Source organism: Enterobacter sp. CGMCC 5087 (genome assembly GCF_003144775.1).
Lineage (GTDB): Bacteria > Pseudomonadota > Gammaproteobacteria > Enterobacterales > Enterobacteriaceae > Enterobacter > Enterobacter cloacae_M.
Map to the genome: position 1 here is coordinate 1 of NZ_QFXN01000154.1, position 18,554 is coordinate 18,554.

21 protein-coding genes and 1 tRNA gene are annotated in these 18,554 nt (G+C 54.2%); 18 read left to right on the top strand and 4 right to left on the bottom strand.

Annotation, left to right across the window (positions count from 1 at the left end):
• The first annotated feature begins 33 nt into the window (after nucleotides 1-33).
• Nucleotides 34-119: transfer RNA gene (locus DEO48_RS15125), tRNA-Leu, on the top strand.
• 41 nt (nucleotides 120-160) lie between these two features.
• Here the strand turns inward: DEO48_RS15125 and DEO48_RS15130 are convergent.
• Nucleotides 161-430, bottom strand: a complete 270-nt coding sequence (locus tag DEO48_RS15130) for a DUF1435 domain-containing protein (protein WP_032660829.1) — start codon at nucleotides 428-430, stop codon at nucleotides 161-163.
• A 215-nt stretch (nucleotides 431-645) separates the two neighbouring features.
• Here DEO48_RS15130 and DEO48_RS15135 point away from each other — a divergent pair, with 215 nt between their 5' ends.
• Together DEO48_RS15135 and fhuF are read left to right on the top strand one after the other, a co-directional pair.
• Nucleotides 646-1,710: a diguanylate cyclase gene (locus DEO48_RS15135; protein WP_029740020.1), complete on the top strand. Its 1,065-nt coding sequence runs from the start codon at nucleotides 646-648 to the stop codon at nucleotides 1,708-1,710.
• A gap of 95 nt (nucleotides 1,711-1,805) precedes the next feature.
• Entirely contained in the window at nucleotides 1,806-2,594 is a 789-nt protein-coding gene (gene fhuF, locus DEO48_RS15140; protein WP_109845617.1) for a siderophore-iron reductase FhuF, read from the top strand.
• A gap of 83 nt (nucleotides 2,595-2,677) precedes the next feature.
• On the opposite strand, the gene DEO48_RS15145 is transcribed toward fhuF, so the two are convergent.
• Entirely contained in the window at nucleotides 2,678-4,024 is a 1,347-nt protein-coding gene (locus tag DEO48_RS15145; RefSeq protein ID WP_109845618.1) for a PTS sugar transporter subunit IIC, read from the bottom strand.
• A gap of 328 nt (nucleotides 4,025-4,352) precedes the next feature.
• Here DEO48_RS15145 and DEO48_RS15150 point away from each other — a divergent pair, with 328 nt between their 5' ends.
• On the top strand, nucleotides 4,353-4,811 hold the full coding sequence (locus tag DEO48_RS15150; protein WP_008502085.1) for a YbaK/EbsC family protein: 459 nt from the start codon (nucleotides 4,353-4,355) through the stop codon (nucleotides 4,809-4,811).
• Between the two features lie 38 nt (nucleotides 4,812-4,849).
• Here the strand turns inward: DEO48_RS15150 and bglJ are convergent, their stop codons facing one another.
• On the bottom strand, nucleotides 4,850-5,485 hold the full coding sequence (gene bglJ, locus DEO48_RS15155; protein WP_109845619.1) for a DNA-binding transcriptional activator BglJ: 636 nt from the start codon (nucleotides 5,483-5,485) through the stop codon (nucleotides 4,850-4,852).
• Nucleotides 5,482-6,219: a response regulator transcription factor gene (locus tag DEO48_RS15160; protein WP_109845620.1), complete on the bottom strand. Its 738-nt coding sequence runs from the start codon at nucleotides 6,217-6,219 to the stop codon at nucleotides 5,482-5,484. Before DEO48_RS15160 ends, bglJ begins: the two co-directional genes overlap by 4 nt.
• A gap of 410 nt (nucleotides 6,220-6,629) precedes the next feature.
• Here DEO48_RS15160 and DEO48_RS15165 point away from each other — a divergent pair, with 410 nt between their 5' ends.
• From DEO48_RS15165 to DEO48_RS15230, 14 genes are all read left to right on the top strand, one after another.
• Nucleotides 6,630-7,406, top strand: a complete 777-nt coding sequence (locus DEO48_RS15165; RefSeq protein WP_109845621.1) for a threonine/serine exporter ThrE family protein — start codon at nucleotides 6,630-6,632, stop codon at nucleotides 7,404-7,406.
• Nucleotides 7,397-7,870: a threonine/serine exporter gene (locus DEO48_RS15170; RefSeq protein WP_023310302.1), complete on the top strand. Its 474-nt coding sequence runs from the start codon at nucleotides 7,397-7,399 to the stop codon at nucleotides 7,868-7,870. Before DEO48_RS15165 ends, DEO48_RS15170 begins: the two co-directional genes overlap by 10 nt.
• Before the next feature lie 67 nt (nucleotides 7,871-7,937).
• Entirely contained in the window at nucleotides 7,938-8,579 is a 642-nt protein-coding gene (locus DEO48_RS15175) for a TetR family transcriptional regulator (protein WP_023310301.1), read from the top strand.
• Between the two features lie 41 nt (nucleotides 8,580-8,620).
• Entirely contained in the window at nucleotides 8,621-9,073 is a 453-nt protein-coding gene (locus DEO48_RS15180; protein WP_109845627.1) for a MarR family winged helix-turn-helix transcriptional regulator, read from the top strand.
• Between the two features lie 83 nt (nucleotides 9,074-9,156).
• Nucleotides 9,157-9,585, top strand: a complete 429-nt coding sequence (locus DEO48_RS15185; RefSeq protein ID WP_109845622.1) for an organic hydroperoxide resistance protein — start codon at nucleotides 9,157-9,159, stop codon at nucleotides 9,583-9,585.
• A gap of 148 nt (nucleotides 9,586-9,733) precedes the next feature.
• Complete coding sequence (dnaT, locus tag DEO48_RS15190) at nucleotides 9,734-10,279, top strand: primosomal protein DnaT (protein WP_029742210.1); 546 nt, start codon at nucleotides 9,734-9,736, stop codon at nucleotides 10,277-10,279.
• The gene (gene dnaC / locus DEO48_RS15195) at nucleotides 10,276-11,013 is read left to right on the top strand and encodes a DNA replication protein DnaC (protein ID WP_023310297.1); all 738 of its coding nucleotides are present in this window, start codon (nucleotides 10,276-10,278) and stop codon (nucleotides 11,011-11,013) included. Before dnaT ends, dnaC begins: the two co-directional genes overlap by 4 nt.
• A gap of 83 nt (nucleotides 11,014-11,096) precedes the next feature.
• Complete coding sequence (locus DEO48_RS15200; RefSeq protein ID WP_109845628.1) at nucleotides 11,097-11,579, top strand: DUF2501 domain-containing protein; 483 nt, start codon at nucleotides 11,097-11,099, stop codon at nucleotides 11,577-11,579.
• Nucleotides 11,580-11,849: 270 nt separating this feature from the next.
• Nucleotides 11,850-14,141: a phosphatidylglycerol--membrane-oligosaccharide glycerophosphotransferase gene (gene opgB / locus DEO48_RS15205; protein ID WP_146198275.1), complete on the top strand. Its 2,292-nt coding sequence runs from the start codon at nucleotides 11,850-11,852 to the stop codon at nucleotides 14,139-14,141.
• Nucleotides 14,142-14,321: 180 nt separating this feature from the next.
• Nucleotides 14,322-14,960, top strand: coding sequence for an EAL domain-containing protein (locus DEO48_RS15210; protein ID WP_109845624.1), 639 nt, complete (start codon nucleotides 14,322-14,324; stop codon nucleotides 14,958-14,960).
• Nucleotides 14,957-15,499, top strand: a complete 543-nt coding sequence (locus DEO48_RS15215; RefSeq protein WP_047173292.1) for a LuxR family transcriptional regulator — start codon at nucleotides 14,957-14,959, stop codon at nucleotides 15,497-15,499. Before DEO48_RS15210 ends, DEO48_RS15215 begins: the two co-directional genes overlap by 4 nt.
• A gap of 32 nt (nucleotides 15,500-15,531) precedes the next feature.
• Nucleotides 15,532-16,026: a spore coat protein U domain-containing protein gene (locus DEO48_RS15220; protein ID WP_109845625.1), complete on the top strand. Its 495-nt coding sequence runs from the start codon at nucleotides 15,532-15,534 to the stop codon at nucleotides 16,024-16,026.
• Nucleotides 16,027-16,028: 2 nt separating this feature from the next.
• The gene (locus DEO48_RS15225) at nucleotides 16,029-16,805 is read left to right on the top strand and encodes a molecular chaperone (RefSeq protein ID WP_109845626.1); all 777 of its coding nucleotides are present in this window, start codon (nucleotides 16,029-16,031) and stop codon (nucleotides 16,803-16,805) included.
• Nucleotides 16,726-18,554: fimbrial biogenesis outer membrane usher protein (locus tag DEO48_RS15230; protein WP_258306106.1), on the top strand; the 1,829-nt coding region annotated here is incomplete at its 3' end. The genes DEO48_RS15225 and DEO48_RS15230, both read left to right, overlap by 80 nt.

Sequence of the window (18,554 nt, forward strand, 5' to 3'; positions counted from 1 at the left end):
ATGAGGCGATATCAACAATAGTAAGATGACTGTGCGAAGGTGGCGGAATTGGTAGACGCGCTAGCTTCAGGTGTTAGTGTCCTTAGGATGTGGGGGTTCGAGTCCCCCCCCTCGCACCAATTATCTTACATCCCTTCTGAAGTTCCTCTTGTTTTCCCTGTTATTTCAAACTCATCAGTATCACCAGAATTCCACTGACCAGTGCTACGCATGATGGCAGTAAAACAAAGTGGCGCAGCTGCTTATGCCAGATCATGCCTGACGTGACTAACAGTCCTGACACAATGATCGCTTTCCAGGTATCAAGGGAGAGATCGGCAAACATCAACCCGCCGAGAATGGCTCCCGGTAGCAATACCCCCCAACCACTGCCAAGCGCCCTGTTCAACATGATCTGCCCTCTCACAACGATAATGATAACCAATATCATATGACACACATTATCATTTGTCAGCTGAATGAATCAAAATCCATCGACCTTTACCTTTCCCGTAATGACAGGAATTGCCTAAGGTGATAAATTGCACACCTGTTAACAACATCTAAAGATTTTCTGATAATTACTCTTTGAGTTTTTTGCATGTTTTATTGCGAAACGGCACCTACTTATTTGTTTTAATTAAATTTTAATAAAAACGCACGACTATGACATCACAATCCTGGCGGTCTTTGGTTCACAGAAAATATCAATTGTCGTTACGTTTATTTTTATTTCTGAACGCAACCTCGGCAGTGTTCTCGGTAACAAATCCGCTCAATTCTGTACGCCTGTTATCTGCCCCACTTATTGCTATTTTCTCCATCAGCACCGGCCTGTTCGTCTGGCACTGGAGAAAGCGCGCGCGGAAGATAAATATTCCCGTTGTTTCAGGGATCTTCGGTATTTTGTGGGCCTGGCAAATTGTGTCTAAATTCGCCTTAATTACCCACGACCACGCGACGTATTTGTTAATCGCTCTATTAACGGTACTTTTTATCGGAACGCTGGCATTCGCCAGTAATATCAAAGCATTTACGCTGCACTCATTGCCCACCTTTATTGTCTGCCTGTGGCTAAGCGATCACGATATATGGCTGAGAATGACCTATTCTTTCGCACTTCCTGTGGTGGCAATTGCTATTCATAACATTTTGCAAACGCGTAATGATCGTTTCGCTCAGGAATTGCTCTCACGCCTGTTGGAAGAGCGAGAAACCCTTACCGATCTCAGCATGATGGACCCGCTTACCGGCCTCTATAATCGTCGCGGTCTGCAAAGCCGTCTGGAGAACCTGCCGACGGTAGAAAATGGCGAGCACTTTGTTCTGCTGATGGATATCGACCACTTTAAAGCCTATAACGATCATTATGGCCATATGATGGGCGACCAGGCGCTTAAGCGCGTCTCTGCGGCAATCCGCGACGCCGTGCGTTCTCGCGATATTGTGGCGCGTTTTGGCGGAGAAGAGTTTATGGTGCTGCTGACCAATATTTCTCTCGAACATGCCCGCCAGACGGCCGAGCGGATCCGTCAGAAAGTCTACGATTTGAAAATCCCGCATCTATTTAACGAGAGTGTCGCGACAAACGTCACCATCAGCATTGGTATTGCTATTTTCGAGGATGAAGACGTGGAAGGTGCGCTGGAAAAAGCAGACAAAGCCCTCTACGAAGCAAAGCATATGGGGCGCAATAACATTCTGTTAAGCGAAGAGCTGCAGACAGCATAAACATCACGGCGACGTCACCCGGACAAAAGTCTTGCCATTGGTATGAGCAATAGTTAGGATTGGCAATCATTATCATTTAGATTTCTATCTATACTATGGCCACGCATACCGCACACATCGTCGAACCCCTCCTCTGGCGAGCGCCCCTCACCAGCGGGAATGCTTCGCTTGCGGATGCCATACGGGATAAGATTGCGGAGACGCGAGCCCACCTGCTGGACTTTATCCGGCTTGATGAAGCGCACCCGAACCACGCCATGACGCTCTCAGAGTGGCGTCAACCGACAAAACTGCAGTCGCTGCTGGCCACCTATTCCGACCATATCTATCGCAATCAGCCCACTCTTACGCGGGAAAATAAACCACTGCTCTCTCTCTGGGCGCAGTGGTATATCGGGCTGATGGTGCCTCCCCTCATGCTGGCGCTGTTAACCCAGAAGAGCATGCTGGAACTCTCGCCGGATAATTTCCACGTCGAGTTTCACGAAACCGGGCGTGCGGCCTGTTTCTGGATTGATCTGCACGAAGACCAGAACGCGGAACGCCTGACGGCCCAGGAGCGCATGGAGCAGCTTATCATCCAGGCCCTGATCCCGGTGGTGGAAGCGCTTGAAGCGACGGGAGAGATTAACGCGAAGCTTATCTGGAGCAATACGGGCTATTTAATCCACTGGTATTTAACGGAAATGAAGCCTCTGCTTGGTGATGAGAACGTTGATGCCCTGCGTCAGTCCTGTTTCTTTGCAAAACAGCTTTCCGATGGTCGCGACAACCCGTTATTCCGTACTGTCGTGCTCCGTGATGGGCTTCTGGTTCGCCGCACCTGCTGCCAGCGCTACCGTCTGCCAGATGTTAAGCAGTGCGGGGATTGTACGCTGAAGTAGTCGGCCCCGGCCTGATGCCCTCACCCACAGGGAGAGGGAACAAACACTAAAAACGGCAACCTGAGTTGCCGTTTTGCTTTTACCTAAGCCACCTGCTGATTGTCCTCTTCCGCGTTACGCTGTGCCTCTTCCGCTTCCTGCTCCAGCAGCTGTTTCTCGTACACTTTGAAGAACGGGAAGTAGATGATTGCCGATACGCAGGCCAGAACCACAACCAGAATAGCCGCGCGGAAATCCCAGCCCAGAGCCCACGCTGCGCCTATTGGCGCCGGTGCCGTCCAGGGGACCACTGAGATGACGCGGCCAATCAGGTCAAACGTCATCGCCGCCCAGGCCAGCACTGCATTTACCATCGGTGCCAGCAGAAACGGAATAAAGAACACCGGGTTCATCACAATTGGCGTACCGAAAATGACGGGTTCGTTGATGTTAAAGAAGCTGGGTACCACGCTCAAACGCCCGATAGAGCGTAAATGCGCTGAACGGCTACGCAGATAGCAAATCACCAGCCCCATCGTGGCGCCCGACCCGCCAATCACGATAAAGAACGTCCAGAAGGCCTCCATAAAAATATGCGGCAGAGGCTGGCTGGCGGCCAGCGCGGTCTGGTTAGCGCCCAGGTTAGTCAGCCAGAACATCTGCAGCATCCCGGAGACGATGGCGGCTCCGTGGATCCCGGCGAACCACAGCAGATGGCCAATCAACACGGCCAGCAGGATCGCAGGCAGGGAATCCGCTGCGGAAACCAAAGGTTTAAAGACCGACATAATGGCCTGCGGGATCAGCACGCCGAACTGAGACTGAATGAGCAGGCTCAGAGGATAAAGCGTCAACACCACTACCAGCACCGGGATGAGCAGATCAAAAGAGTTTTTGATCATCGGAGGAACCTGGTCTGGCAGGCGAATACCGATGTTATGCGCCTTGAGGAAACGCATCATCTCAACGCAGTAGATCGCCACCAGAATCGCGGTAAAAATGCCCGTCCCACCCAGGCTGTCGACTGGCAGCGTGCCTTTGGTTTTCGGTGCCGCGACCAGCAGAAACGCCATCAGCGACAGCATGGCACACATAAACGGGTCTAACTGGTGCGATTTGACATAGTGTTTGCCAAGGTTGTAGGCAATGGCGGCACAGATATAAATGGACATAATGCCCATCGTCATATCAAACGGCGTCAGGATCTGGCCTTCAAACTGCTTCGCCATATCCAGCCATGCTCGGGCGAAACCCCAGGTAGTATCCGGCGAAAACGGCGGGTATGCGAACACTAACAAAAATGAACCCACAATCATAAATGGCATCGCGGAGATAAACCCATCACGGATAGCCATGACATGACGCTGGGAAGAGATCCGCCCGGCAATCGGGCTCACGTAATTTTCAACAAAACGGAATATCAGGTTAAACGCAGCATGGTTGGCAGACATGGCAGATCTCCTGTCAGACGTTTGTTACGGGCACATTTGCGCCGCACGTTGTTCCATAAATCACCTTCACAACCTTGCTGGCTTGTGGACCAGGGGTACTGCTCAGACGGAATGGTTTCATAATTTGCTCTTATTATTGGATACAGGGGACGTTACGTACTCAGTATTAATCGACGCATCACGCTCTGCAACCGGTTACTGTAACCGGTTTCCGTGATTGTGAAGAGGATCCAGAAATCAGCCGTTCGGGATATTTGTTACTGAAGAGATATTTACAGAGCATAAATTCTTATGACAGATTACGCAGGATATTTGTCAGGAGGAAACAATGAGTTTGCAGTCTGTACAGCAGTTTTTTGCCGACAACGCGCCGGATATAGACGTCATTGAACTTAGCCAGAGTACCGCTACCGTTGCGTTGGCTGCTGCCGCCCATCGTGTTGAACCGGGACAAATCGCCAAAACCTTGTCATTAAAGGTGAAAAATGAGGTGATTCTGGTGGTAGCGAAAGGCGATGCGCGCCTGGATAACAAAAAGCTGAAAGACACGTTTGGTGCAAAAGCGCGCATGCTCAGCAGTGATGAAGTGGTGACCATCACCGGTCATCCCGTTGGCGGCGTATGCCCGTTCGGCCTGGAAAACCCGCTCGCGGTTTACTGCGACATCTCGTTAAAGCAGTACGCCGAAGTCCTGCCCGCCGCAGGCGCAATTCATAGTGCCGTTCGTATCTCACCTGACAGAATGGCAGAGCTGACGTCCGCAAAATGGGTTGATGTTTGCATCTGATTGATGCGCCAGATCCTTTCTGGCGCGCAACAGGCAGGTTATAAAAAGGTCGGCTTGCTGAGTGCCGAACTTCGCGGTTCTCTTGCAGAAAGGTGGGTAATAATATCCGCCGCATCGAGTAGCCCTACGTCAGAGTTTACCCCCAACTTCACCATCGCATTAAACTTATGCGCCCGGATGGTCTTAATATTGCGTTCAAGCTGTGCCGCGATTTGAGGAATGGAATAGCCGCAAGACATATAACGCAATATTGCCCGTTCTGTTGGGCTTAACATTCTGCTTTGACTCCGGTACCAGTGATTCATCATATTGTCATTGATGCGCAGGGTTTCACTCAGCAATACCATGAGTTCATTCTGCAGGCGCTCAAGCGTCAGCGATTTGCTGACCACACCGTGAAGGCGTGACGGGGAAAGATGACTAATTAATCTTGCTTCCATCTCATCAGCGACCAGGATAATGCGCTGGATATGGCCATGCGTAAACGCAAAATCCCGCAGGTGCGCCAGGCAGCGACGACGCTCTTCTCGCGCATCGGAATATGAATAGATCAGCGAGAAAAAATTGATGTGCTGAAGTGCTTTCTTAAAGCTGTCAAACTCACTAAACAGATGCAGCTGATAATGATTCAGGCCGGGCATCGCAAAAAGATGCTTTAGCCCAACAGCACTCATCGTGCAATTTTCGACGATGGCGATATGTCTTGTTGAATCGGTTTTTTCCATTCCTCGAACTCTCCATAGGCTGACATCAAACTCAGCTCTCGCATTCCCTGTGTACTGTTTATCCAGGCGTACATATCGGCATTACTGCGTAATGACAGCCGTCGCATCGCACTGTTTTTCTGCGCACTGATAGTTTTATTGCTCTTCTTGAGCAATGTGGCGATTTGGTTAATCCCCCATCCTTTACCTAACAGCCGCAATACTTTGCGTTCGGAGTGCGTGAGCGCGATAACCTGTTCTTCTTCTTCCCCCGGACTTTGAGGTTCCGGGGTTAGCAACGCCTGGCTTACCCGCTCTGCGCGTTCGCTACCTGCCCGAATAGCGTTAACCAGCCCTTCAATGGGTTCAATATCAGAAAGCAACGTACTTTCCGGGCGCACAAGTAACTCAACGGCAATAGGGTTAAGCGGACGCGAAACTAAAAAGATCCAGTGAATGTTCCGGTATTGATTCAATAAACTGAAATACTCTTCGAGCGCGCCCCGAGGATTCCAGTATTCGCCTGAAATATCGGCAATGATGACGTCAGCGCGGCGTAGCTGGAGCAGTGTTAACTCCTGCAATGAGCTGCAATAGGTCAATTCAAAATCGGGGAAATGGCGAGTCATCACGCCCCCTAACCCGTTTTGCATGACCGGTATCCGGCTAATGATAACGCTATGCTTACCGTGCAAAGACAACATAGACCCTCCGTGTCCATTCTTCATGTGATGAGTAACGTTAAAATGCATCAACGTATGAGTATTTTTCGTCCCTGAGTGTAAAGCAGGTTAATGCAAGCAGAAGATAAGATGTATTCTTAGTTTAAGAAATGCCTAAACAGCAGTAATATCTCACAAAGCGAAATTAAATTTAATTGCAGTGTCATTAAAATAACTACAATATAAAATTAGAATAACTAAATATAAATAACTTATATTTTAGTATTAATAATTCACCAAAATGATGAATTAATCCCAACCCCTTCCGCACTTAAGGGCAGCAACTGTTTGCATAAACCTTGATCTGGCCCACAGCAAGTGGCACTGCACTTTGTGCTAAAAATAATCGCTATGGGCCAACCGGCAACTTTCCACCTTCTTCAGGACAATACATGCAGGCAGATCGGTCAACGCAGCGTGCTATCACGCGGCTATGTATTCAGTGCGGTCTTTTTCTGCTCCAGCACGGCGCGGAAAGCGCATTGGTTGAGGAGCTTTCCACCCGGCTGGGACTGGCGCTGGGTATGGATAGCGTTGAAAGCGCTATTTCATCCAACGCCATCGTGCTGACCACGATCAAAGACGGTCAGTGCCTGACCTCCACCCGCAAAAACCATGACCGCGGCATTAACATGCACGTCGTGACCGAAGTGCAGCACATCGTCATCCTTGCTGAACATAAGCTTCTCGATCTTCGGGAGATTGAAAAACGGTTCAACCAAATTAAGCCATTACGTTATCCGCGCTGGCTTGTCGTGGTGATGGTAGGGCTGTCTTGCGCCTGCTTTTGTAAGCTCAATAAAGGCGGCTGGGACGGCGCGATCGTCACCTTTTTCGCCAGCAGTATCGCCATGTACGTTCGCCAGCTGCTGACGCACAGACAGCTGCATCCGCAAATTAACTTCTGCATTACCGCATTTGTCGCCACCACGGTTTCCGGCCTGCTGCTGCGCCTGCCGCAGTTTGCCACTACCCCGACTATTGCCATGGCTGCCAGCGTGCTTCTGCTTGTTCCGGGCTTTCCGTTGATCAACGCCGTTGCCGACATGTTTAAAGGACACATCAATACCGGTCTGGCACGCTGGGCTATTGCCAGCCTGCTGACGCTGGCGACCTGCATCGGCGTAGTGATGGCCATGACGCTCTGGGGGTTACGCGGATGGGCGTGATAGATTTTCTGCTGGCGCTGGCACAGGACATGCTTCTGGCCGCCATTCCTGCCGTCGGCTTTGCGATGGTGTTTAACGTTCCGCAACGCGCTCTGCGGTGGTGTGCGCTGCTGGGCGCGATTGGCCATGGCTCGCGAATGGTGATGATGACCGCAGGATTTAACATCGAATGGTCGACATTTATGGCCTCCATGCTGGTTGGCAGTATCGGCATCCAGTGGTCGCGCTGGTATCTGGCGCATCCCAAGGTGTTCACCGTCGCCGCCGTGATCCCAATGTTCCCGGGCATATCTGCGTATACGGCAATGATATCCGCGGTGAAAATCAGCCATTTTGGCTACACCGAGCCGCAGATGATTCTCCTCCTGAGCAACTTTCTTAAGGCCTCGTCCATCGTCGGCGCGCTCTCCATCGGCCTGTCGATCCCCGGGCTGTGGCTGTACCGCAAACGCCCACGCGTTTGATATTTGTGTTATTTCGCTGCCATGGAGATAATCCTTCTGGTCCGTTTGGTGAAAATAAGGAAAGGATGTGGCTAACCCTGGCAGCGAACACCCCGAGCACAGCGAAGAATCCAGCCTGAAAGAGAAAATTTTTCAGAGCGCCATCGCGCTTTTTGCCGAGTATGGATTGAACGGTGCCCGCATGGAGCAGATCGCGGAAAAAGCGGGCACCACCAAACGCATGGTGGTTTACCATTTTAAGAATAAAGAGAATCTCTATCTCCTGGTTCTGGAACATGTTTACACCCAGATCCGCGCCAGTGAAAAAGCGCTAAGCCTGGCGGGAATGCCCCCCGTCGAAGCGCTGGTGAACCTGGTTGAAGCCACCTTTGACTATCACGCCGACCACCCGGACTACATCCGGATTATCTGCATGGAAAACATGCAGCGGGGCCGCTTCATGCAGCAGTCGAGCTATCTTCGCCAGGTCAACCGTAGCGCGCTCGACCTGCTGGAGGGCATCCTGCACCGGGGCAAAGAAAAACAGCTCTTCAGCCAGACGGTTGACGCCCGCGATCTTCACCGCCTGATAAGCAGCTTCAGCTTTCACTACGTTGCCAACAGTTACACCTTCACGCTCCTGTTTGAAGACGGGGCGGACGAACAGGCTCAGCGCCAGCACTACCGCAAAATGGCCGTTCAGGTGGCGCTCCGCTACACCTGCCCATAAAATTGCTTGCAATTAAATCGCACACTACTTATATTCATCTCATGAACGCGAAAACGAACGACGCAACCGCTGCGCTCAAGCTGGATAACCAGCTTTGCTTTGCCCTCTATTCGGCAAATCTGGCGCTTAACAAGCTGTACCGGCAACTGCTGGCACCGCTGAACCTGACTTACCCGCAATATCTGGTAATGCTGGTGCTGTGGGAGCAGGATGACGTCACGGTGTCGGACATCGGCGAACGCCTGTTTCTGGACTCTGCGACCCTTACGCCGCTGTTAAAACGGCTGGAAAGCGGTGGGTTAATCAACCGTCATCGTTCACGCAAAGACGAACGTCAGGTCGCCGTCACCCTGAGTGATGCGGGACGTGAACTGCAGCAGCAGGCATTGGGTATTCCCCATGCGGTGGGTTGCGCGGCGCAGTGTGATACCGACACTTTGCTGGCGCTCAAACAGCAGCTCGAACTTTTGCGACAACAGCTACACCGCGCGTAAAGCTATACTTTACGCGTAATTATCACCCATATATATCGCACGCTATTTAATAGCACATATTAACGCAAGATGAGGAACCTGCCATGTCTTTAGAAAAAGTTATTTATACCGCCAAAGCAAAAGCAACCGGTGGCCGTGATGGTCGCGCGACATCTTCCGATGGCGTACTGGACGTAAAACTGGGCGTGCCAAAAGAGATGGGCGGCATGGGCGGAGAAGTAACTAACCCTGAGCAGCTGTTTGCTGCGGGCTACTCTGCCTGCTTCCTGGGCGCGATGAAGTTCGTGGCCGCACGCGACAAATTCACCCTGCCAAAAGATGCCTTTATTGAAGGCGAAGTGGGTATTGGACCGCTGCCAACCGGTTTTGGTATCGAGGCAAAACTGAACATCCACGTTGAGGGAATGGATCCCGCGGAAGCTAAAAAGCTGGTCGATGCGGCGCACATTGTTTGCCCGTACTCTAACGCGACCCGCGGCAACATCGATGTGACTCTGAATATCATCGCGTGATAAATGCCTGATGGTGCTGCGCTTATCAGGTCTATGACTGTAGCCCCGGTAAGCGCAGCGCCACCGGGGAAATCCCCTCCTTCCCTTTCCTCTCTCTGTGCTACCATAAGCCCATATCACGCCCGTAGTAATCAGTAGAGTAAGCGTTATGTCCTCCAGAATTCTGACCACCAGCATTGCTGGCATTGATGCCTTTATGCGCGACCCACGCGGTGTGTTGACCCATGCCGAAGGCGGCACGGTTGCGGTTTTTGCCGACAACGCGCCGGCATTCTACGCAATCACGCCGGAACGCCTGGCGCAGCTTCTGGAGATTGAAGCGCAACTGTCACGCCCGGCGAGCGATATCACGCTGGACAACCAGTTCTTTGATGAACCGGTTAACGTCCCCGTGACCGTTCCGATGGGAAAATTTGCCCTGTACGCGGGCTGGCAGCCGGATGCGGATTTTCAGCGGCAGGCCGCGCTGTGGGGCATTGCGCTAACCCAGCCTGCCACCGCGGAAGAGCTCGCCGCGTTTACCGCCTGGTGGCAGGCGGAAGGGAAAGTCTTCACCCATATTCAATGGCAGCAAAAGCTCGCGCGTCATCTTCAAATTACCCGCGCCGGCAACAACGGCCAGCCCAAACGCGATATCAACGCGTTTTCCGAACCGGATAAACAGATCCCCAGCGGATTCCGAGGTGCGAAATGAAGAACGTCGGCGACCTGATGAAACGTCTGCAAAAAATGATGCCTGCCAACGTGAAGCCCGCCTTTACCACGGGTGAAGAGCTGCTGGCGTGGCAAAAAGAGCAAGGTGAGATCCGCGCCGCCGCGCTAGCCCGGGAAAACCGGGCGATGAAAATGCAGCGCACCTTTAACCGCTCCGGTATACGTCCCCTGCACCAGAACTGCTCGTTTGATAACTATAAAATCGAAACCAGCGGGCAGATGAACGCCCTTGCCGCCGCCCGTCAGTACGTGGATGAATTCGACGGCAACATCGCTAGCTTCATCTTTAGCGGCAAGCCGGGCACCGGAAAAAACCACCTTGCAGCCGCTATCTGCAACGAGCTGCTTCTGCGGGGTAAATCGGTTCTCATCATCACCGTGGCCGATATCATGTCTGCGATGAAAGACACGTTCAGCAACCGCGAAACCAGTGAAGAGCAATTGCTCAACGATCTGAGCAATGTCGATTTACTGGTCATCGACGAGATTGGCGTTCAGACAGAATCCCGCTATGAAAAAGTGATCATCAACCAGATTGTCGACCGCCGCTCCTCGTCCAAACGCCCCACCGGCATGCTGACGAACCACAATATCGACGAGATGACCCGCCTGCTGGGTGAACGCGTCATGGACCGCATGAAGCTAGGTAACAGTCTTTATGTCATCTTCGATTGGGAAAGTTACCGCAGCCGCGTTACCGGCAAAGAGTATTAAGACAGTTCCAGGAATCGCCGCCAGGGCATAGGTATATACTGGAACCCCTTCGGCCCAAAACGGACCTTTTTGAGAGAGCCATGATGAAAAAACAGATTCTAATCAGCACCTTTTTAGGCGCGCTGCTGGTGAGCGGCGCAGCGCAAGCGGCGTCCTGGCAGGAGTCCCTGTCAAGCGCGGCAAATGAGCTGACCAAAGAGAGCAGCAGCTCTCAGGGTGGACTCTCCGCCTCTTCCCTCACCAGCCTGCTGGGCAACAGCTCTCAGAGCCTTAGCGCGGGCACGATGAATAACGCGGCGGGGATTCTTGAATATTGCGCGAAGCAAAAACTGGCCTCCGTGACCGACGCGCAAAACGTTAAAAACCAGGTGCTGGGTAAACTGGGTCTGGATACCCAGGAGCAGAAAGCGGACACCAACTATATGGACGGCATTCAGGGCCTGCTTAATGCGCAAAACGGGCAGCAGCTAAACCTGAGCACACTCGGCAACTCTTCTCTGGCAAAACAGGTGAAAACCAAAGCCTGCGATCTGGTGCTGAAACAAGGCGTTAATTTCATCTCCTGATCTACCCCATTTTATGCCACAACACGCCGCGTTTAATGCGATAGTTTTGCAACGCGGCGCTAAACGAGCGTTTTTCCTGGCTGCCACCGTCTCAGCGTCCGTTTGTCAGGATGCGACCTTCTTCATAAAAACGATTTTCTAAACCAAATCCTAACAACAGCACACTTTCGTGACACTAAAATTGCAGCTTAACGACATCGCAATTACATTGTATGACCCAAAAAATAAACAGTTAGCCAGCGAAGCACCTGGCGTCATGAGGATATGCTGTTGTCAGAATTCATGTCTCTTATCCTTTTTCTGGCTTCTGTCGGCGTTTACGCCTGGAAAGCCGGCCGTCACACCTGGTGGTTTATCGCCACGCTGGTAGTACTCGGCATTTTTATTATTTTAAACATTACCTTATACGCCAGCGACTATTTTACCGGTGACGGTATTAACGATGCGGTGCTCTACACGCTGACGAACAGCCTGACGGGCGCGGGCGTGGGCAAATACATTCTTCCGGGGCTAGGCCTTATCGTCGCGCTGGTGACGATTTTTGGCGCGCTGGCCTGGGTGCTGCGCCGACGTCGCCATCACCCGCACCATCATGGCTATAGCCTGCTGGCGTTGTTCCTGGCGCTGGCCTCCGTCGACGCCAGCCCGGCGTTCCATCAGATCACCGAGCTGGTGAAATCCCAGTCGCGCGACGGCGATCCGGATTTCGCGGCTTACTACAAAGAACCGTCCAAAACGATCGCCAACCCGAAGCTCAATCTGGTCTACATCTACGGCGAAAGCCTGGAGCGCACGTACTTTGATAACGATGCCTTCCCCAACCTGACGCCGGACCTGGGCGCGCTGAAAAATGAAGGGCTCGATTTCAGCCACACAATGCAGCTTCCCGGCACGGATTATACGATTGCCGGGATGGTTGCCTCCCAGTGCGGTATCCCGCTGTTCGCGCCTTTTGAAGGTAACGCCTCAGCCTCAATGTCGACGTTCTTCCCACAGAATATTTGCCTCGGCGATATCCTGAAAAACTCCGGCTACGAAAACTATTTTGTGCAGGGGGCAAACCTGCGCTTTGCCGGAAAAGACGTGTTCCTGAAATCCCACGGTTTTGACCACCTGTATGGCTCAGAAGAGTTAAAAACGACGGTTGCCGATCCGAGCTACCGCAACGACTGGGGCTTCTATGACGATACGGTACTCGACGAAACCTGGAAGAAATTCGAGGAGCTGTCCCGCGCGGGCAAGCGTTTCTCCCTCTTTGCGCTGACGGTGGATACCCACCATCCGGACGGGTTCGTCTCGCGCAGCTGCAAACGCAAAAGCTATGACGTCGACGGCAAAAACAACACGTCCTTCAGCGCCGTCACCTGCAGTCAGGAGCACATTGCCGCGCTGGTCGAGAAAATCAAAGCCTCGCCCTGGTTTAAAAACACCGTCATCGTCGTTTCGTCTGACCATCTGGCGATGAAAAACAGCGCCTGGGATCGGCTCAACAAGCAGGACCGCAGCAACCTGTTCTTTGTCCTGCGCGGCGACCAGCCGCAGCAGGAGGTAATTGCCACCAAACGCAACTCCATGGATAACGGCGCAACCGTGCTGGACATTCTGGGCGGCGATAACTTTATTGGCCTGGGCCGCAGTACGCTGTCGGGGCAATCCCTGTCGGAAGTGTTCCTCAACATGAAGGATAAAATCCTCGCCTGGAAGCCAGACATTATCCGCCTGTGGAACTTCCCGAAAGAGATGAAGGTCTTTACCGTCGATCGGGATAAAAACACGATTGCCTTCTCGGGCAGCAGCTTCCGTCTGCCGCTGCTGGTGCGCGTGTCGGCGGGGCGCGTCGAGCCGCTGCCGGAAAGCGAATATTCCGCGCCGCTGCGCTATCAGCTGGCCGATTTTGCTCCGCGCGATAATTTCGTCTGGGTCGACCGGTGCTACAAAATGGGCCAGCTCTGGTCGCAGCCGCTGGCGCTTTCTACCGACTGGTGCGTCTCTCAGGGCCAGCTTGGCGGGGAGCAAACCGTGCAGCACGTGGATAAAGCCCAGTGGAAAGGCAAAACCGCGTTCAACGATACGGTGATTGATACCGCGCGCTATCAGCACAACATCGACATGCTGAAAGTCAGCGATAACGATATTCGCTACAAAGCGGACAGCTTTATCTTTAACGTGGCCGGCGCACCCGAGGAAGTGAAGCAGTTTAGCGGCATCTCGCGTCCTGAGTCCTGGGGACGCTGGTCAAACGCGCAGCTGGGCAACGAGGTGAAAATTGAGTACGCCCACCCGCTGCCGGAACAGTTCGACCTGGTGATCACCGCCAGAGCGTATGGCCCTAACGCTAACAAGCCCGTGCCCGTGCGCGTGGGCGATCGGGAGCAGACGCTGACGCTTGGGAACGACGTGAGCACGCAGACGCTGCATTTTGAGAATCCTTCGCGCAGCAATACCCTGGTGATCGTGCCGCCGGACCCGCAGTCCACGAACGAGGGGAATATCCTTGGGCACTCACCGCGCGAGCTCGGGATCGGCATGGTTGAAATCAAAATCGTCAGCAAAGCGGGTTAACACGCGTCGTGCCCGGCGTGCTGCCGGGCGCTCACGAAAATAAATAATCCTATATCATGCTTATAAATTAGATAAAAACTCTTTATATAAGCCATTTTTATTTATAAATATCCCACCAAAATACAAATCCATAAAATGTGCGGCTCCTGAAATCACAACGGAGCGTTACGCACTTTTATCATGCTAACCGGCTATAAGTTCGAATCCATCCGGGCACTGCGCAGTGAAAATGTGATTGCCTGGGAGGTATTGTCTACGGCAAAGCCTCACGTCAATCTTGAAGATTACTTTGGCTCGATGCCCGCGACGCAGCGTAAAGCGCACTTCTTTGCGCAGCTTCGTCACGCCATGTTTTGCAAGGATGGCGACAAGTATTATCTCAATGCGACATCGGATTTACTGCTGGAAACGGACTTCCTCGACAGGCTAAAAGAAGAGACACCCTGCCCGGAGAGACTTGCTATCGAGGTCACCGATCTCCATACGATGGTCCAGCTCGAGGATACGCAAAGCCTGGCACTGCGGAAATGCATCGCGACGCTCCATCAGTGGGGGATAGAAGTGTGGGCAGACGATGTCTGCGAAGACCTTCTTCCCGATCTTCTGACCAGCCAGATCCGCTTCTGCGGCATCAAAATTGACAAACATACCTTCTGGAACGGGCGGATCGAGCAGGCAAAGTTTCTGCATCTCACCCGCCAGTGCAAGCGCGTCGCCAGCAAGGTGCTGATCGAAGGCATCGAAACCGCGGGTGATTTCGAGCTGGCCCGCGCCAGCGCGGCCGATTACGGCCAGGGCTATCTGTGGGGTAGAAAATGACCCCTTTCATTCCGAATGCTGGTTATCAGGTTATCGTTCTGAGCGGGAATACGTTTTTATGGCTTGGCCTCACTTCGATGATCTCGACGGCCGTTACCCCTCGCCCGGAGATGTATTGGATCCATGACGTTAATCCTGAAGGGCTTTTGCACCTGCAGGAACGGCTGCTTAATACACACGCTGGAGAGAACTGGCTGGTATTTACGGATGCCGCGCGGGTCTGCGACGTTCACGCCTGCCTGCGCAACGAGCGGGTCCGAGTGGTCGCGGACAACCTCTCGTTTGCGCAGCTAAGCCACTGTTTTAGCGACACGACATTCGCCATCGAAAACGCCGCCACGCTCTCGCATCAGGAGAGGCGGGTTTGCATGTTGCTCCATAAAGGATTCAGTCCGGTTCGCATCGCAAAAATCATGAATAAGTCCCCTAAAACGATCTACACCCACAAGCGTAACGCGATGAACAAATTTTGTTGTCACAGCCTGGCGGAATTCCATCGAAAACTCTGCCTGCTGGACGCTCAGTCATTCGCTTTGTAATTGCACAGTTACTCACGTCAGGAAATAAGATCATGAAAATTATTCCCACCCTTGTAAGTTGTTCCGTTCTCCTGCTTCCTGCTGCTGCGATCGCCGCAGACAGTACCGCAAGCGCGACGATGCACGTATCACTTGAGGTCGTGAAGTCGTGCACCCTTAAAGCCAACGACCTCAACTTCTCGCGTCACGGCTCCGATGAGTCGAGCGAAATCCAGGCCAAAACGCAGGTCGATATCGTCTGTACCAACGGCACGCCGTTCACCCTCACAGCCACCAGCAACGACGGCGAAAACGGTACCTTCTGGCTGAAGCCGGAAAACGGCGAAACGGGCGCGCAGAAGATTGCGTGGAAACTCTTTGCCGACGAAGGCAAACAGACGCAAATCACCGGCACGAATGGCCTGGACGATACCGGCAACGGTGCGGAACAGGAGGAAACGCTGTATGGCGTCATTGACGCCGGGGCGCTGACAACCGCCCAGGCAGGTACCTACAGCGACGATATCACGTTAAAACTGGAGTACTGATCGTGCGTCGCTACCTTCCCTGCTTCATTCTGTGGCTCATGATGCTGGCGCTGCTGTCGCGCTACGCGCTGGCCGCCACGCTTCAGGTGGCCCCGGTAACGCTCGACCTGCAGAGCAATCAGCGGGCAGCGGCGGTCTATCTCACTAACAGTGGGAAAGCGGCCATCCATGCGCAGATTCGGGTGTACGAATGGACGCAAAAAAACGGTAAAGATGTTCTGGTGGCCACCGGGGAGGTGGTCAGCAGCCCGGCGATGACATCACTGGCGCCGGGCCAGCAGCAGCTGGTGCGCATTATCGTCATGCAGCCTGGCGTCCGTGCACAGGAGCAAAGTTACCGGCTGGTCATTGACGAGCTGCCGGACGCCACGTCCCGTGCCGCCAATCCCAACGCGGTGCACTTCCTGCTGCGCTACTCGATTCCGGTGTTTATTGCCGGGAACCAGGACGCGCCCGCCAGCCACGATGCACTGAGCTGCGAGCAGGCAGAAATGCCGGCCACCCTCCGCTGCTTTAACGCCGGAAACCGCCACATCCGCTTGAGCCACCTTGAGGTCCTGACGGCCGATGGGCAGGTTGTAGGCTCGATTAAAGGCCTGGCGGGCTATGTGCTCCCGGGACAAACCACCCTTTTACCGCTTAAGCAGGCTTCACGACACGCGCTCAGCACGCTGCGCGTCTATCTCAATGATGACCACCATGCCAGCCAGATACCCCTGCGCCCGCTCGCTTCTCGCGCTCCTGTTTTGGCTACCGCTCATGCTGTCAGCCCGGGCTGAACCCGCCGACACCGTACAATGGCTGGCCATTACCGTGAACCACGCCCCGCGAGGCGAGCTCTGGGCCTGCCGGGTGGTGGATAATGCGCTATGGATAAGCCGCAGCGACATGAAAAAGCTGGGGCTTCACGCCCCGGACGATGGCGCCGGGTGGGTTGAACTAACGTCCCTGCCGGGCCTGAAGGTCAATCTCGACGTGCTGTCCCAGCAGGTGTCGATTACCGCAGAGGCAGAGGCGTTCGAGGGCCAGCAGCATCTGAGCGTCACAAAGCCCACGCCGCTGTTTCGCTATCCTGATGCGCAGCCCGTCAACGCTTACACGCTCGGATACGCGCTCTACGCCAGCGACGCGCAGGGGAAACGCCAGCTTAATGCCCAGACTATACTGACCGCGTCCGGAGGGCTACCCGGAACGTTCAGCAGCAGTTTTTCAAGCCATGCCGGGGAGGAAAACAGCGCCGGTCGACCGACCCATACGCGTCTCGAAACCCGCTGGCAGTGGGATAACACCGACTCGCTGACCACTCTGGCGCTGGGCGATAGCATCACCACCGGTACCCGCTGGAGCCGGCAGGTGCGCTTTGGCGGGCTACACTGGGCGCGTAATTTTGAACTCAATCCCCAGCTCAATACCGAACCGCGCAGCCGCTACAGCGACACCGCCGTACTGCCTTCCACGGTCGATTTGTATATCGACGGTCTTAAGCAGAGCAGCCAGCGCGTCACGCCGGGAGACTTTCTGCTGGATACCCTGCCCTCCTTCACCGGAAGCGGGCAGGCGGAGGTGGTCATTACCGATATCAACGGCCAGCGTCGCGCCGTACAGCTCGATCTCTACGGCGCGCCGGGCATGCTGGCGGAAGGGCTCAGCAGCGGCTCGCTGGACATCGGCTGGATGCGGGAAAACTACGCCCTGCATTCCGACGACTATGCCGCCTCGCCTCTGCTGGACGCGGGCTGGCGCTATGGGGTTAATAATCACCTGACGCTGGCACTGCATACGGAGCAGCAGCGCAGGCTGCGCAACGTGGGCACGGGCGCTGACTGGCTGGTCTCTCCCGCCGTAGGGGTGGTCAGCCAGCACGTTGCCGTGAGCGACAGCCCTTACGGCCAGGGCGTTCAGTGGGGCCTCGGCTGGCAGTGGAGCGGCAGAGGAACGGGCATTTCAGCCAGCACCGTCCGTACCGGGGCGGATTTCGCCGACAACGCCCGCATGAGCGGTGCTGCGCCCGTCAGACGCAGCGACAGCGTTTGGGTAAGCCACTCCGTCCCCCACTTCGGCACCGTGGGCGCGGGCTGGGTACAGCAAAACATTCAGGGCAGCACACAGCGCTACCTCAACGCCTCCTGGTCGCTGTCGCTGCCGGCACACATCTCCACCACGCTGAGCTATACCCGCTCGTTTACGGATTCATCGAGTCACGTTCAGCTGCTGTTTTCCGTCCCATTGGGTCGCGAGGACACGCTCTCCGTCCAGGCCAGCCGGGATAAACCGCGCATGGATTACCGCCACCAGCCGGACGATGAGGCCGGCGGCTGGTCATGGGAGCTGGGCCAGGGCTTTGGCGAGCGACGTGAAAGATATGCGGACGTAGGCTATCTGGGCCGGGCGGGCGAATGGCACGTTGGGCTGCAGCAAGGTGCTCACCAGGGCAACCAGTACGCCTCAGCCGAAGGTGCATATTCGCACGGTGATCGATCGCCAGTTCGCACCGTAGTCGATCATGATTTCGCATCGTGTTCGATCGC

Bases quoted from the DNA above. Each gene is read 5' to 3' on its own strand.
- DEO48_RS15130 (WP_032660829.1), bottom strand. From the start codon at position 430: ATGATATTGGTTATCATTATCGTTGTGAGAGGGCAGATCATGTTGAAC.
- DEO48_RS15135 (WP_029740020.1), top strand. From the start codon at position 646: ATGACATCACAATCCTGGCGGTCTTTGGTTCACAGAAAATATCAATTG.
- fhuF (WP_109845617.1), top strand. From the start codon at position 1,806: ATGGCCACGCATACCGCACACATCGTCGAACCCCTCCTCTGGCGAGCG.
- DEO48_RS15145 (WP_109845618.1), bottom strand. From the start codon at position 4,024: ATGTCTGCCAACCATGCTGCGTTTAACCTGATATTCCGTTTTGTTGAA.
- DEO48_RS15150 (WP_008502085.1), top strand. From the start codon at position 4,353: ATGAGTTTGCAGTCTGTACAGCAGTTTTTTGCCGACAACGCGCCGGAT.
- bglJ (WP_109845619.1), bottom strand. From the start codon at position 5,485: ATGAGTGCTGTTGGGCTAAAGCATCTTTTTGCGATGCCCGGCCTGAAT.
- DEO48_RS15160 (WP_109845620.1), bottom strand. From the start codon at position 6,219: ATGTTGTCTTTGCACGGTAAGCATAGCGTTATCATTAGCCGGATACCG.
- DEO48_RS15165 (WP_109845621.1), top strand. From the start codon at position 6,630: ATGCAGGCAGATCGGTCAACGCAGCGTGCTATCACGCGGCTATGTATT.
- DEO48_RS15170 (WP_023310302.1), top strand. From the start codon at position 7,397: ATGGGCGTGATAGATTTTCTGCTGGCGCTGGCACAGGACATGCTTCTG.
- DEO48_RS15180 (WP_109845627.1), top strand. From the start codon at position 8,621: ATGAACGCGAAAACGAACGACGCAACCGCTGCGCTCAAGCTGGATAAC.
- DEO48_RS15185 (WP_109845622.1), top strand. From the start codon at position 9,157: ATGTCTTTAGAAAAAGTTATTTATACCGCCAAAGCAAAAGCAACCGGT.
- dnaT (WP_029742210.1), top strand. From the start codon at position 9,734: ATGTCCTCCAGAATTCTGACCACCAGCATTGCTGGCATTGATGCCTTT.
- dnaC (WP_023310297.1), top strand. From the start codon at position 10,276: ATGAAGAACGTCGGCGACCTGATGAAACGTCTGCAAAAAATGATGCCT.
- DEO48_RS15200 (WP_109845628.1), top strand. From the start codon at position 11,097: ATGAAAAAACAGATTCTAATCAGCACCTTTTTAGGCGCGCTGCTGGTG.
- DEO48_RS15210 (WP_109845624.1), top strand. From the start codon at position 14,322: ATGCTAACCGGCTATAAGTTCGAATCCATCCGGGCACTGCGCAGTGAA.
- DEO48_RS15215 (WP_047173292.1), top strand. From the start codon at position 14,957: ATGACCCCTTTCATTCCGAATGCTGGTTATCAGGTTATCGTTCTGAGC.
- DEO48_RS15220 (WP_109845625.1), top strand. From the start codon at position 15,532: ATGAAAATTATTCCCACCCTTGTAAGTTGTTCCGTTCTCCTGCTTCCT.